The following is a 13,396-nucleotide window of genomic DNA, read 5'->3' as shown; positions in this document are numbered from 1 at the left end:
TGCCAAGCGGAGTGAACCTGCATTCGCGTGTAGTTGGCGGCTGACCTGCATTCGCGTGTGTCGCCGAAGCGTGATCTGCCAGTAGCACGAGTCCCCAGAGAGTTCCGCCGATCCTCAAGGGGCTGCTGCGGAGCCCGCCGCTCACGGCATCGACAGCCGGTGCCCGAGCGTCGAACGACAGGAGGGAAACCATGAGTTCAGCAATCATGAGTTCGCCGGGAACCATCGAGCACCGCCGACCCCGTCTGGCCCGCAGGGGACTGGTAGCGGTCGTCCTCGCGCTAGGGCTGTTCGCGGCAGGCTGCGGCGCCGACGGCGATGACGACACCGCTTCGGCGCCCGCTGCGACGGCGGCGCCCGTCGCGACCTCGGCGCCGGACACGTCGCCGTCGCCCGCCGGCGCCGATTCTGAGGGCGTTGATTCTGAGGGGGCGCCCGAGCCGACGCAGCCAGAGTCCGAGACCGGCGAGCCGATCCGGGTCGGGAGCCTGCTCGATGAGACCGGCCCGCTCAACATCTACGGCACCCCGATGGCCGACGCCACCCGGCTCGCGGTGGCGAGCATCAACGCTGCGGGTGGCGTGCTCGGGCGGCAGCTCGAGCTGGTGGCGCTCGACTCCAAGTCCGATCAGAACGAGTACATCGCCGGCGCAGACCGGCTGGTGGCCGAGGACTTGGCCGTGGTACACGCCGGGATCACCAGCGCTTCGCGCGAGGCGATCCGCCCCACCTTCGGCGAGGCCGAGCTGCTGTACTTCTACAACGTCCTGTACGAGGGCGGCGTGTGCGAACGCAACACCTTCGTGACCGGCGTGGTTCCCACGCAGCAGCTGCAGGTGCTGATCCCGTGGGCCGTCGAGAACTACGGCCCCCGCCTGTACGTGCTGGCAGCGGACTACAACTACGGGCAGATCTCGGCTGACTGGGTGCGCCGCTACGCAGCCGAGGCCGGCGGCGAGATCGTGGGCGAAGACTTCTTCCCCCTCGATGTGGCCGAGTTCGGCACAACCATCTCCGAGGTCCAGCGCGCGGCACCCGACGCAGTGGTGTCGATCCTCGTCGGCGGCGCCCACATGTCCTTCTACAGCCAGTACGCCGCCACTGGCGCTGAGATACCGATTGTCTCGACGACATTCGGGCTCGGCAGCGAGCAGGTGGCCCTCGACGCGGCCTCCTCGGAGGGCATCATCGTGGCGTACCCGTACTTCGAGGAGATCGATACACCTGCCAATGCAGAGTTCACCGCCGCTTGGCACGAGGCCTACGGCGGCGACTACCCCTACATCACGGACCTGGCCGTGTACGTGTGGGAAGGCTGGCACCTCTGGGCAGCCGCCGTGAATGCTGCGGGCACTTTGGACCGCGAGGCTGTGATCGCGCAGCTCCAGAGCGGCAACGTCAGCTTCGACAGCCCCAAGGGCACAGTCGCCCTGGACGGACCGTCGCACCATCTGGTGCAGCCGGTCAGCTTGGCTCGTGCCAATGCCGACAACGGCTTCGACGTGATCGAGACGTTCGCGAACATCCCGCCGTCGTTCGAGCAGGAGAGCTGCGACCTGATCGCCAACCCCGGCACCAACGAGCAGTTCACGCCCTGACTCGCGGGTCCGATGGCGCCTGACAGGATCTTCAACCTCGGTTTCCACCTCGCCACCACGATCTCGATCCTGGTACTGGTGTCGCTTGGACTCGCGGTCATCTTCGGGATGCGCGGCGTCATCAACCTCGCGCACGGCGAGTTCATCATGCTGGGCGCGTTCGCGACGCTCACCGGAGTGCGCAGCGGCCTCAACATCTGGCCGGCGATGGCGCTGGCCGCCTTGGTGGTGGGCGCCTTCGGGATCGTGATCGAGCGACTGCTGATACGGCACCTCTACGGCAGGCTCGCCGACACCATGCTGGCCACCTGGGGCCTGTCGCTGATCCTGGTCCAGGCGGTGGAGAATCTCTACGGCTCGGTCACCGAGGGTCTTGCGGTGCCGGTGGGCAACTTAACGTTCGGTGAGTTCTCGATGTCGACATACAACCTGGTGCTGATGGCCGCAGCCGGGGCCGGGGTGCTGGCGACCCGGACGATCATGCGACGCTCGCGCTACGGACTGCTGGCGCGGGCAGCTACCCAGTCTCCGACGATGGCCGAGGGGCTCGGCGTGAACACCTCTGCGGTGAACATGTGGACCTTTGGGCTCGGGTCGGCTCTCGCCGGCGCGGCCGGCGCGCTGCTCGCGCCAGTCGTCGGGGTGATTCCCACCATGGGCCAGACTTACGTCGCCCGCGCCTTCATGGCCGTCATCGTGGGAGGACCTTCTTTTCTCGCCGGGACCGCGTCGGCGAGCGGGCTGCTGGGCTTCGTCGAGAACGTGGGCACGAACTGGTTCACTCCGGTCATCGGCCAAGCGATGCTGCTCATGGCCGCAATCGTGATGCTGCGGTTCAGGCCTCAGGGACTGACGGGAACACGGCTCGGGCGATGAGCGCAGTCGCTGCCGCCGGCACTCGTCGCGACCTGGCCGGCGCCGGGGCAGTGTTCGCCGCGACAGCGGTGCTGGGCAACTGGGTGGAGGAGTTCACGGTCTTCGAGTGGTCGCTGTGGGCGGTGCAAGCCATTCTCGCCCTGTCGCTCACGCTGGTCTGGGGATACGCGGGCATCTTCAGCCTCGGCCAGGCCGCCATCTACGGGATCGGCGGCTACGCCTACGGGTTCTGGGCCATCAACTTCGCAGACAACACGGGCGAGTCGGTAACTGCACTGGCTGCGGCCGTGGTCGTCGGTGCCGTCTTCTCGGCACTGCTGGGGTACTTCGTGTTCTACGGCAACGTGACCGATGTGTACGTGGCCATCATCACGCTGGCTGTGAGCTTGGTCCTCTTCGCGTTCATGAATTCGACTTCGGGACGCGCCTATCGCATCGGTGACGCGGCGTTCGGCGGCTACAACGGCATGACCGGCATACCGCGCCTCACTTGGCGACTGCCAGGCGGCGCCGGCCAGGAGCTGACCAGGACCCAGTTCTTCCTCTTCTGCGTAGCGGCCGGCCTGTTGATCGCGGTGGCCATTCGCCTGCTGGCGCGCCGGCCGTTCGGTCGTATCGCAGTGGCGCTGCAGCACAACGAAGAGCGCACCGGTCTGCTCGGATACGACGTGAGATGGCACAAGCTGGCGGTGTTCACGATTGGCGGCTGCATTGCCTCGTTCGCCGGCGCGCTGCTCGCCGCGTGGGGCCGGTTCATGAGTCCGACGGTCTTCTCGCTGACGCCCGCCGCTCTGGTGGTGATCTGGGTGCTGGTCGGAGGCCGCGGCAGCGTCGCCGGCGCATTCGTCGGGGTTCTGGTGGTCAAGGGATTCTCGTCGGTGCTCGGGGGTGCCAGCGGCGACAACGAGCCGATCGTGCTGGGCGCGATCCTCGTGCTGATCGTGCTGGCCCTGCCCGGCGGGATCGTCGCCGGCATCGCCAGACTCCTGGGCCGAGTGGACCTGCGCCAGCGTTCCCGCAGACCGTCTCGGGTGCCCGGCAGGGCCGCGACCGGCGCGGCCTCTGAGCCCCCAGCGGCCTTGGAGCACCACGAAGCGCGTGCCGGAGCGGCCGCGCCACCGGGCGGCCCGCAGCGTGCCCGGCTGATCTCGACCGAGGCGGCGACGAAGCGCTTCGGCGGGCTGGCCGCCGTGGACTCGGTGACCCTTGAGTTCCCGCGCGGCGTTTCGTGCCTGATAGGGCCCAACGGCGCCGGCAAGAGCACGCTGCTGGACTTGCTTTCGGGACGCCAGCGCCCCACGGCGGGAGTCGTGAAGCTCGACGGAGCGGACCTCACCAAGTGCGAGCCGTTCCGCAGGGCCCGCGCCGGGCTCGGCACCAAGCTGCAGGTCGCCTCGGTCTACGCCGCCCTGACCGTGCGGGAGAACCTCTGGCTGGCCTGTTACGCCATGCGACGCGACTCCGACGAGGCAGATCGGCGCGTCGCCGGACTGCTGGAGTGGCTCCACCTCACCGACGACGCCGAGCGGGCCGCCGGCACCCTGTCACACGGCAAGAAGCAGTGGCTCGAGATCGGCATGGTCGTGTCAACTGAGCCCTCCGTCGTGCTGCTCGACGAGCCCACCGCAGGCATGACCCGCACCGAGACGGCGCGCACAGCCGACCTCGTCCGGGAACTGGGTGCGACGGCATCGGTGATCGTGGTCGAGCACGACATGGACTTCGTGCGCCGACTCGATGCCCCGATCACCGTTTTGCATATGGGGTCGGTGTTCGCTCGGGGTACCTTCGAGGAAGTCTCCAGCGACGAGAGCGTGATCGAGATTTACCTGGGCACCCACCACGGCGATACCGCCGATACGGACCGGGCTGATGCTGGCGCTTGACGGTCTGCGGGCCGGGTACGGCGCTGTGCCGGTGCTGCACGGCGTCGATCTGGAACTGGCGGCCTCGGAGTGCGCCGCGGTGCTGGGCCGCAACGGCGCCGGCAAGACCACCTTGATGAGAGCCATCACCGGCGCCATCGCCAGCACCGGGGGATCGATCGCGCTCGACGGCACCGACCTGCGCTCGCTCAAGGCCTACGAACGGGCCCGGCTGGGAATCTCCAGCGTGCCGCAGGGACGCGACATCTTCCCGAAGCTGACGGTGCTGGAGAACCTCCGGGTGGGCACCGCGACCCGCCGCCAACTCGGCGGCGACGCGGTCGAGGAGGTTCTCGCAAGGTTTCCCACGCTCGACCGGCGCAGGCACGACCGCGGCGGGCGCCTCTCGGGGGGACAGCAGCAGCTCCTGGCGCTGGCCAGGGCACTGGTGGCCGCGCCCCGTCTGCTGCTGCTGGACGAGCCGTCCGAGGGAATCCAGCCGTCGGTGCTCGACGAAATCGCTCAAGCGGTCAGCAGGATCGACGCCGAGGGCGGTGTCGCCGTGCTGGTCGTGGAGCAGAACCTGGACTTCGCGGCCCGCATCGCCCGGCGCGCCCTGATCATGGAGAAGGGCGAGATCATTGCCGAAGCCACCACCGCGGAACTGCTCGCTGACCGAGCCCTCCACAGGAAGTACTTGGCGCTGTAGTCCGCTTCGACCCGGCTCGCACACGACAATCACTCCCCGATGCATGCACAATTGCACGATCACCCGAAACAGCGAAGAGGAGCACACCCATGAAGTTGTCGTCGGATGCCGGGCCGACCTCGGTGCCGCTCTTGGAAGAGACCATCGGTGAGAACCTGGCTCGAACGGTTGCGCAGCACGGCGACCGCGAGGCATTGGTCTCTGTCGAGCAAGGCGTGCGCCTCACTTACTCGGATTTCGCCTGCGAGGTGGACCGTCTGGCCCGTGCGCTGATGGGCATCGGGGTCGACAAGGGCGACCGGGTGGGCATCTGGAGTCCGAACTTCGCCGAGTGGGTGCTGCTCCAGTACGCCACGGCCCGCATCGGCGCCATCTTGGTGACCATCAACCCGGCGTATCGCACGTCAGAGCTCGAGTACGTGCTGAACCAGTCGGGCACATCGGTGCTGGTGGCGGCCGAGCAGTTCGCCGGCAGCGACTACCGGTCGATGATCGCCGGCGTCTGGGACCGCTTGGCGGTGAGGCAGGCGGTCTACCTGCACACACCGGACTGGGAGCGACTGCTGGAGGCAGCGGACTCCGTCACTGCGGAACAACTCGAGCAGCGCGCCGCGCAGCTCTCGCCCGGCGACGCCATCAACATCCAGTACACCAGCGGCACCACCGGGTTCCCCAAAGGCGCCACGCTGAGCCATCGCAATATCTTGAACAACGGCTACTTCATCGGCGAGGCCTGCAAGTACACGCCTGAGGACCGGGTGTGCATACCTGTTCCCTTTTATCACTGCTTCGGGATGGTGCTGGGCAACCTGGCGTGTACGACTCACGGCGCCGCCATCGTGATTCCCGCGGCGGGCTTCAACGCGGCCGCCACTCTGAGCGCCTGCGCCGTCGAGCGTTGCACGAGCCTGTACGGGGTGCCAACCATGTTCATTGCCGAGCTTGCCGAGCCCGACCTCGACGGTTATGACCTGTCATCGCTGCGCACCGGGATCATGGCGGGCTCGCCGTGCCCCATCGAGGTGATGCGCCAGGTCGTCGAGCGCATGAACATGGCTGAGGTCACCATCGCCTACGGCATGACCGAGACATCGCCCGTGTCCACCCAGACATCCGCGGACGACCCGCTGGACAAGCGCGTGTCTACGGTCGGGCGGGTGCATCCCCATGTCGAAGTTAAGATCGTGGACCCCGACAGCGGCGAGACCGTCCCCCGCGGCGCCGGCGGAGAGTTTCTCACCCGCGGCTACTCGGTGATGGTGGGCTACTGGGACGACCCAGAGCGCACCGCGGAGGCCATCGACGGCGACGGCTGGATGCACACCGGCGACTTGGCGGTCATGGACAGTGAGGGATACGTCAACATCGTCGGTCGCATCAAGGACATGATCATCCGAGGCGGCGAGAACGTGTATCCCCGCGAGATCGAGGAGTTCCTCTACACCCACCCCGACGTGGTGGAGGTGCAGGTGATTGGCCTGCCCGACACGCGCTACGGCGAGCAGGTCATGGCCTGGATACAGCGGCGCGACGGTGCCGACGTGACAGAGGCGGATATCAAGGAGTTCTGCCGGGGCACCATCGCCCGGTACAAGGTGCCCCGCTACGTCAAGTTCACCGACTCGTTCCCGATGACCGCCACCGGCAAGATCCAGAAGTTCAAGATGCGCGAGATCTCGATAGCCGAACTGGGCCTGCAGGAAGCAGCCGGCATAGTCAGCGCCTAGCTGGCCGGCAGACGGTTGGTGCCGCTGGCGACTGAAGCGGGCACGCATCCGGTGCCGCACCGCCCCGGCAACTCACGGCTTCGGGCGAGCAGGCGTCGCATCTCCGTATGTCAGGCATTTCGCTTGTCGGAAGGCCGGCTTCAGGCTCTGTGTCGGTTTGGTGACAACCTGCTGCGGCGCGGATGACCTGCCGTGACATGAACCCGTGGACATGGTAAGCCCGTGACATGGCGACGCGGTCGGCGCGGTGCTGTGCTCGGGTGTTGGGTGTCCTCGGGATCCTCGCCGTTGCGGCGTGCGGTGCGGTTGATCGGTCGGAGCAGATCTCAACTGTCGGCACGAATGCGTCGCAGGTGCCTTCGACTGCCACTTCGGCCGCGCCGACCGACGGTGACGCGCTGCCGACGAACACAGGGGAAGTGCCCTCCGACACTGACCCGTCCGGACGGGCGGCCGCTGGGCTCGAGCTGATCGGCGGGTTCACGCAGTGCGATGACCTCCCAGAAGTCGAGAGCGTCTTCGGGCCAGGGCCGGCATACGACATCCTCCCGAATGCCGTGCTGGAGTCGGTCTACGAATACGGAACGCAGCACGGTGAGCAGTTCGGGCTCCTGTGGAGCGCTCAAGCGCCGGGCGGGGCGGTGGTCGCGGCATTCACCGGCAATCTCGACATGCACCGCGACGCGCTGGCGTCACTGCTGCCCGAGGGAACGCGCTTCGACGTCGTGCAGGTAGACCACTCCTGGGAGGCGCTCACGGTCCTCCAAGACTCCATCGGCGACCTCCAAGGCTTGCAGGGCACCGGCATCACCACGCTGCGAAATCGGGTGTCGCTCGATTTTGTCGATCCGACTGACGCCGCGCTCGAAGCGCTTGCCGAGACCGTCCCGACGGACATGGTCTGCCTCGATGTCGTCTACTCCGTCGAGCCGCCCAGCGGACCGCTCGACGTCATCCCTGCCGTCGGCACTGTTGCCGACACTGGCGCCAGCGCTGTGGACACCGAGTGCTGGTGGGGTGGCTACGGCCTCAGCGCCACCAGGTGCGAGAACCGTGTCGTGCTGCCGCCTGGGCTCGGCCATGTCGCTGTCCATCTCGACCCCAGTGCGCTGCCCGACCCGGCTGCGACCACCATTCAGTTGCTGGTGGCAGAGGCCGGCTGCACGAGCGGTCGCGAGATGGGCGATGCGCTGCGAGGTCCGCAAGTCGTCGAGACGGACGAGGCAGTGCTCGTGGCTTTCGCCGTCGTGCCGTACTACGGCCTTGCCACGTGCCCCAGCAGTCCGGATACCCACGCCACTGTCGAGCTGGCGCAGCCCTTGGGAGACCGCGCACTGCTGCACGGCGTCATGGTGCCGCCGACGCCGATCGAACGCCGGCCCGAGCAGCCCTGAGCGCCAACAGCCGTTGTTGCAGCAGCCGTCGCGGAATCAGCCCGTGAGCGGGTCGCAGAAGCACGGCTGCAGTTCGCTTCCGAGCACATTGTGGGCCACGCCGCAGTATCGCGAGGTTTCTCTCAGGACTCTCGGGCTGTTCTCTCAGGCTGCAGGTGAACGCTGCTGGACCAGTTGCCGCGCCACGTCGAGGAGTCGTTCCTTCCACGCGACTCGGCCGAGCCATTCTGTGGGAATTCCGGACAGGCCGTAGAGGGCGCCGGCGAGTTGGCCGGTGACTGCCGCGACGGTGTCGGCATCGTCAGCCAGGTTGGCTGCCAGCAGGACAGCACTGCGGAAGTCTGCCGTGCGGGCGACCGACCACAGCGCCGCCTCCAGCGTGTCTACCACGTAGCCGCTGGAGCGAATCTCGTCGCGGGCCGCACCGTGCCACGAGCCCCCGAGCACTCGCTGGATCGCCGGTGCGCCGCTGAACGTCCGCCGCGCAAGCACCTCTCGCCGCGGCATGCCGGCAATGGCGTCCGCCAGCAAGCCGGCGAATGCGCGGCACGCATCGACCGCCTCCGCGGCGCCGTGTGTGGTGCGCGACTGGCTCGCGGCGAAACGGTCGAGGCCCGCTCGGTCGTCCCAGTAGCGCAGGACGATCGGCGCGAGCCGCATCAGCGAGCCGTTTCCCGCCGAGTGCGGATCAGTTGAGCCGGCCATGAGGTCGCCAGTGCAGCCGTAGCGCTCGAGGGACTCCCAGGTCGTTGTGCCGATGTCGAAGCAGTGTCCTGTGCAGGAGTATTCGCCGTGATGCCACCACGACGTGAAGCGCTCCATCAGGTCCTCACAGTCGAGCGTCCCGCACGAGCGCAAGCTGTCCGCCAGCGCGAGGGCCATCGCCGTGTCGTCCGTCCAGTAACCGGGCGCAAGGTCGAACGGACCTCCACCGATCATGTCGACGAGCCTCGGCGCCGAGTCGCGGAGGCAGAACTCCAGTGTCGTCCCGAGCGCATCGCCAACGGCCAATCCGAGCAGAGCACCGACCGCGCGGTCTTCGACGGCCTCGGCTGCACCGGAGGGCAGTTCCCGCGACAGCGGCTGGCAGTGTCTGACGTGAGCCTGCTGTTCCTCGGTCTCGATGGCGCCCAAGGAGTGGCTCTCGCGGACTCGCTGAATCGCGTCGTCGGCTGGCTCGCCGAGTTCGACCAACAGGCGGGAGGCGACGGTCGCTGCGCGGTCCAGTCCGCCCTCGCAGTGAACCAGCACGTCGAACCCGAGTTCCAGCCGATCGCGCACGGCACCGCCGACGGTGTTGTCGCCGACAGCACGGCCGCGGTCAGCATGGTCGCCGACAGCGCTGTCGCCGGCTGCACTCTCGTCCGCTGCATTCCAGACGCGTTCGAACCCGGCGCCCGGTGCGCAGCCGTCGGGGACGGGTGCGTGCCACCACTCCATGTGCCGGTCCTGCACCGCTGCGGGCAGCCTGTCCGCTCCCAGCGCATGCAGCTCTTGGTCCGTGTTCAGGCTGATGACCGCGGTGGCGCCCCACTGCTGCACTGCGTCAAGGTCGGAGTCCAGGTCAGCGAGGAGATCGCGTGCGCGTGTGCCGCCTTCGTGGTGTGGTTCTTGGGCAGCGGGCCAGACGGCGATGCCGATCCGTCCGAGGCCGTCTCGCGGCTGTACTGCAGCAATACGAACAGAGGCGGGCATCGGGCCAGGATTCAACGCTGCGCTGCCTGCTCGCGCAGACGGGTTTCTTGCTCGACGAGCTCCGGCGTCATGGCATCGCCGAAGTCGTCGATCTCGAGGATGGGCCGCAGCTCAACCTCGCTCGGCCCCGGCATCCCACCCGCCTCGCTCTCCGCACTGGCCTTGATGATCACCATGATTCCCACGCCCGAGTTTCTGCCCGCTGATGTTTCCCTCAGCCTGTCCTTGGTGCCGATAGCTCACCGCTGCCGAGCAGCCTGCGGGCATCAGCCTGCGGGCATCGCCCAGCTCAGCACCAGCAGGCAGCCTGCCAGCACAACGGCCATCGCCAGCAGCCAGTCGCCCGTGCAAGACCGCGGTTGACCGACACGAACCGCAAGCCGCCCCGCGGGGGTCCGAGACGAACCGATGGCTCGTGACGGATCGGCGTGAGCTTGCAGCGGCCGGCCGGCTGCCCGAGCTGCGCCCACCTGAGTGTGAGATGCCCCCGTGCGAATTCGAGGTGAGCCGGTGTCGGCCGGTGATCCGTCGGCGTGCGATCGAGACGGGGTCGAGATGTGCATCGTGGTGGCTCCGCTGTCGTGAGCAGAGCCGGCTGGGCGTCCCGAGTCCGCGTGCTGCTCGCTGTCCTGCCTGCAAGCACACCAAGGGGGTGTGACATACGAGAGCGACACCCATGAGCAACAGCCATGTGCAACAGCCATGGACAGCGTCAGCGGCGACCGCCGATGCGGGCGGTGCCGAGCGTGTCTGGACTCACCAGGTCGGGCGGGTGAGCACGCCTCCGTCCACCACAAGGTCGATGCCGGTGATCCACCGCGCGAGATCCGAGCACAGGAACACGCAGGCGTCGCCGATGTCCGCAGCGGTGCCGAGCCGTCCCAGCGGTGCCGCTGCGCGCCAGCGCGCCACGCCCTGGGGCCAGTCAGCAGCGAGGCCGGGCCGGTCGATGAGGCCGGGCGAGACGGCATTGACGCGTATCCCCTCGCGCCCGAGTGCGCCTGCCGCTGCGCGGGCATGCATCAGCAGTCCCGCCTTGGCGACGGCGTAGTGGCCGTGCAGGTCAGTGGGCTGATGCCCCTCGATGGAGGCGATGTGGACGATGGACCCGCCGGTGCCGACGCAGCGCATCGCGGCGGCCGCACACTGCGTCAACCGGTGTGCCGCGGTCAGGTTCACCTCGATCATCTCCGACCAGTCGTCGTCGCTCAGCTCACGAAAATGCACCAGCGGCTGAACCGCAGCGTTGTTGACGAGCCCGTCCACACGGCCGTGCTGCGCGATCGCGGCATCGATCACACGCTGGGGCCCGTCGTGTGCGGTCAGATCAGCTTGCACTGATGCTGTCGGTACGCCATCGGCACCAAAGAGCTGATCGACAGGCGACGAGCGGGTGTGAGCCACGACGCAGGCACCCGCAGCGATGAGCCGACGGGCGATGCCGCCGCCGATGCCGCCGCCGGCACCGGTCACCACGATCACCCGGCCGTCCAGCCGAATCAGCCGGTCGGGCGGCACCAGATCGTTCGCTGGCGCATCGTTTGCCCGCACGTCGTCTGCTGGGGCATCGCTTGCCGGCATCTCGTGTGTCGGGGAGTCGTCTGCCGGCATCCCGCGAGACTGCAGTCCGTGCTCAGCCATCAGCCTCGTCCTCGCAGAGCTGTCCTCGCAAGTGTGGTCCTCACGGGCCGTCAGCGCGTTCTTCGAGGTGTGCCGCGGGAACTTCTGGCGAGCGCCGGCCGTCGCTGGCGCACTGCTCGCGTGTGAAGCGCTCAATATCTGCTGCAGCGGCGGGGTATGCAGCTGTCAGCTCGGCGCGGTCGCCCAGTTCACAGCCGGCGTCGTCGAAGGGCGGCGCCATGGTCGTACCCACGAGCGACCACTCCCCACGCGTGTCCGCCGCCATCCACGTGCCAGCCGCCACCGCCGTCATCGGCTGCTCGCTCGCTGCCAAGTCATCTCCGAGCCGCGGCCGTGACACCGTGCCGTCGGGCTGGAGCAAGAGCATCTCCACTGCCGCACCTGCGTAGTGGTGCCACAGCTCGACGCCGTCCAATCGATGCAGCGCCGAGAAGTCGCCGGGGCGGAGCAGGAAGCAGATCGCCGAGGAGTGCCCGTCGCGCCACGTCTGTGCCCACATGCCGCCTTCGCCCGCCAGCGGCTCGAGCCCGAGCAGTTCGATCACCTCATCGGCACCCACCAACTCAACGTAACCTGCTCAGCGAGTCGCGGCAGTTCTACGCTGCCTGCATGGCGAGCGACGGTGCTGTCGGTGTTGATGCTGTCCGTGCCGATGAAGTCCGTGACGATGCTGTCCGTGAAGAGGCGCGCACGTGGCTCGAAGAGCACTGGCACCCCGAGCGGCCGCTCGTCGAGTGGCGCCATCTGCTGGCCGACTCCGGCTGGGGCACGCCGTCGTGGCCCCTCGAATGGCACGGGCGCGGCCTGCCGCCGTCAATGGACGCCGTGGTCGCCCGCGAATTCGATGCCGTCGGAGCGGTGGGTGCCGCAGCGGGCATCGCGATGTACCTGGTCGCGCCGACGCTGCTCGCCCACGCCGATGCCGACCAGAAGCGCCGTCACCTGCGCCCCATCCTGACCGGCGAGCACCGGTGGTGCCAGCTCTTCTCCGAGCCGACCAATGGCTCGGACCTCGCCGGTCTGGTGACCAGGGCCGACCGCGACGGCGACGAGTGGATCGTCAACGGTCAGAAGGTCTGGAACTCAGGGGCGCACCGGGCGCGCTTCGGCATCCTGCTGGCCCGCACCGACTGGGAGGCGCCCAAGCATCGGGGAATCTCGTTCTTTCTCCTGCCGATGGAGCAGCCTGGCGTCGAGGTCCGTCCCCTGCGCCAGATGAACGGCCACGCGACCTTCAACGAGGTGTTCTTCCGCGATGCCCGTGTGCCGGCCGGCGAACTGGTCGGCAGCGCCGGAGACGGCTGGCGCATCGCGCTGACCACGCTGGCGCACGAGCGCTCAGCGGTGGCCACCCGCCGTCCTCGTTACCGGGCCGACGGCGGACCGACAGTCCAGCAGGCCAAGCAGGAGAGCGACGAGTACTTCGCCACCTACCGTTGGTACCCGCAGCGGGCGGGGCGGGCGAATCTCGTCGTTCCCGAGGCGGTGCGGACCGGTCGAGTCAGCGACCCGCTGGTCCGCCAGCAGATTGCCCGGGTGGAGGCGCTGCGACGAATCTCGTCGTGGACCATCCGGCGCGCCCGAGATGCCCGCGCCGCCGGCAAGCCACCCGGCCCAGAAGGATCGCTGACCAAGCTCAACATGTCGGTGACCGCGCGGGCGTGCCACGCTGCGCATTCGATGATCGCCGGCTCGATGGGCATGCTCGTGGGCGCAGGCTCGAACGCGAACGGCGTCGTGTCGGAAGTGCTGATGTCAACGCCGGCCATGTCCATCGCCGGCGGCACGGACGAGATACAGCGAAACATCATCGGCGAGCGGGTGCTGGGCCTGTCCAAGGAACCCGACGAGACCAAGGACATTCCCTACAAGCACGCCCGCCGCAACTGAC

At 68.0% G+C, this 13,396-nt stretch carries 11 protein-coding genes; 7 read left to right on the top strand and 4 right to left on the bottom strand.

All coding sequences use genetic code 11. The features are described from left to right. The first annotated feature begins 191 nt into the window (after positions 1-191). The 6 genes from ACOGI4_RS01660 (at position 192) to ACOGI4_RS01635 (ending at position 8,169) form a co-directional block, all read left to right on the top strand. Complete coding sequence (locus ACOGI4_RS01660) at positions 192-1,598, top strand: ABC transporter substrate-binding protein (protein ID WP_419842226.1); 1,407 nt, start codon at positions 192-194, stop codon at positions 1,596-1,598. 12 nt (positions 1,599-1,610) lie between these two features. Continuing rightward, complete coding sequence (locus ACOGI4_RS01655) at positions 1,611-2,474, top strand: ABC transporter permease subunit (RefSeq protein WP_419842225.1); 864 nt, start codon at positions 1,611-1,613, stop codon at positions 2,472-2,474. Then, positions 2,471-4,360 carry an ABC transporter permease subunit gene (locus ACOGI4_RS01650; protein ID WP_419842224.1) on the top strand — a complete coding sequence of 630 codons (1,890 nt, stop codon included), beginning with the start codon at positions 2,471-2,473 and terminating at the stop codon, positions 4,358-4,360. The genes ACOGI4_RS01655 and ACOGI4_RS01650 overlap by 4 nt, the downstream gene beginning before the upstream one ends. Next, on the top strand, positions 4,347-5,048 hold the full coding sequence (locus tag ACOGI4_RS01645; RefSeq protein WP_419842223.1) for an ABC transporter ATP-binding protein: 702 nt from the start codon (positions 4,347-4,349) through the stop codon (positions 5,046-5,048). The genes ACOGI4_RS01650 and ACOGI4_RS01645 overlap by 14 nt, the downstream gene beginning before the upstream one ends. An 89-nt stretch (positions 5,049-5,137) precedes the next feature. Further along, positions 5,138-6,775: an AMP-binding protein gene (locus ACOGI4_RS01640; protein ID WP_419842222.1), complete on the top strand. Its 1,638-nt coding sequence runs from the start codon at positions 5,138-5,140 to the stop codon at positions 6,773-6,775. A gap of 353 nt (positions 6,776-7,128) precedes the next feature. Then, the gene (locus ACOGI4_RS01635; RefSeq protein WP_419842221.1) at positions 7,129-8,169 is read left to right on the top strand and encodes a hypothetical protein; all 1,041 of its coding nucleotides are present in this window, start codon (positions 7,129-7,131) and stop codon (positions 8,167-8,169) included. A gap of 144 nt (positions 8,170-8,313) precedes the next feature. Here ACOGI4_RS01635 and ACOGI4_RS01630 read toward each other — a convergent pair whose 3' ends face one another. From ACOGI4_RS01630 to ACOGI4_RS01615, 4 genes are all read right to left on the bottom strand, one after another. Continuing rightward, positions 8,314-9,864 carry an ADP-ribosylglycohydrolase family protein gene (locus tag ACOGI4_RS01630; RefSeq protein WP_419842220.1) on the bottom strand — a complete coding sequence of 517 codons (1,551 nt, stop codon included), beginning with the start codon at positions 9,862-9,864 and terminating at the stop codon, positions 8,314-8,316. Between the two features lie 11 nt (positions 9,865-9,875). Continuing rightward, on the bottom strand, positions 9,876-10,040 hold the full coding sequence (locus ACOGI4_RS01625; protein WP_419842219.1) for a hypothetical protein: 165 nt from the start codon (positions 10,038-10,040) through the stop codon (positions 9,876-9,878). 580 nt (positions 10,041-10,620) lie between these two features. Further along, positions 10,621-11,505 carry an SDR family NAD(P)-dependent oxidoreductase gene (locus tag ACOGI4_RS01620; protein WP_419842218.1) on the bottom strand — a complete coding sequence of 295 codons (885 nt, stop codon included), beginning with the start codon at positions 11,503-11,505 and terminating at the stop codon, positions 10,621-10,623. Positions 11,506-11,545: 40 nt separating this feature from the next. After that, complete coding sequence (locus ACOGI4_RS01615) at positions 11,546-12,064, bottom strand: cupin domain-containing protein (protein ID WP_419842217.1); 519 nt, start codon at positions 12,062-12,064, stop codon at positions 11,546-11,548. A gap of 50 nt (positions 12,065-12,114) precedes the next feature. Here ACOGI4_RS01615 and ACOGI4_RS01610 point away from each other — a divergent pair, with 50 nt between their 5' ends. Further along, positions 12,115-13,395: an acyl-CoA dehydrogenase family protein gene (locus ACOGI4_RS01610; protein ID WP_419842216.1), complete on the top strand. Its 1,281-nt coding sequence runs from the start codon at positions 12,115-12,117 to the stop codon at positions 13,393-13,395. Position 13,396 lies beyond the last annotated feature (1 nt).

It is taken from the genome of Candidatus Poriferisodalis sp. (assembly GCF_965205175.1).
GTDB lineage: Bacteria > Actinomycetota > Acidimicrobiia > Acidimicrobiales > Poriferisodalaceae > Poriferisodalis.
Note: the sequence above shows the minus strand (reverse complement) of the source record. Positions and strands in the feature narration are given on the sequence as shown.

What these genes read in the sequence shown, in the direction of transcription:
- ACOGI4_RS01660 (WP_419842226.1), top strand. Translation starts at nt 192, where the DNA reads ATGAGTTCAGCAATCATGAGTTCGCCGGGAACCATCGAGCACCGCCGA.
- ACOGI4_RS01655 (WP_419842225.1), top strand. Translation starts at nt 1,611, where the DNA reads ATGGCGCCTGACAGGATCTTCAACCTCGGTTTCCACCTCGCCACCACG.
- ACOGI4_RS01650 (WP_419842224.1), top strand. Translation starts at nt 2,471, where the DNA reads ATGAGCGCAGTCGCTGCCGCCGGCACTCGTCGCGACCTGGCCGGCGCC.
- ACOGI4_RS01645 (WP_419842223.1), top strand. Translation starts at nt 4,347, where the DNA reads ATGCTGGCGCTTGACGGTCTGCGGGCCGGGTACGGCGCTGTGCCGGTG.
- ACOGI4_RS01640 (WP_419842222.1), top strand. Translation starts at nt 5,138, where the DNA reads ATGAAGTTGTCGTCGGATGCCGGGCCGACCTCGGTGCCGCTCTTGGAA.
- ACOGI4_RS01630 (WP_419842220.1), bottom strand. Translation starts at nt 9,864, where the DNA reads ATGCCCGCCTCTGTTCGTATTGCTGCAGTACAGCCGCGAGACGGCCTC.
- ACOGI4_RS01625 (WP_419842219.1), bottom strand. Translation starts at nt 10,040, where the DNA reads ATGGTGATCATCAAGGCCAGTGCGGAGAGCGAGGCGGGTGGGATGCCG.
- ACOGI4_RS01620 (WP_419842218.1), bottom strand. Translation starts at nt 11,505, where the DNA reads ATGGCTGAGCACGGACTGCAGTCTCGCGGGATGCCGGCAGACGACTCC.
- ACOGI4_RS01610 (WP_419842216.1), top strand. Translation starts at nt 12,115, where the DNA reads ATGGCGAGCGACGGTGCTGTCGGTGTTGATGCTGTCCGTGCCGATGAA.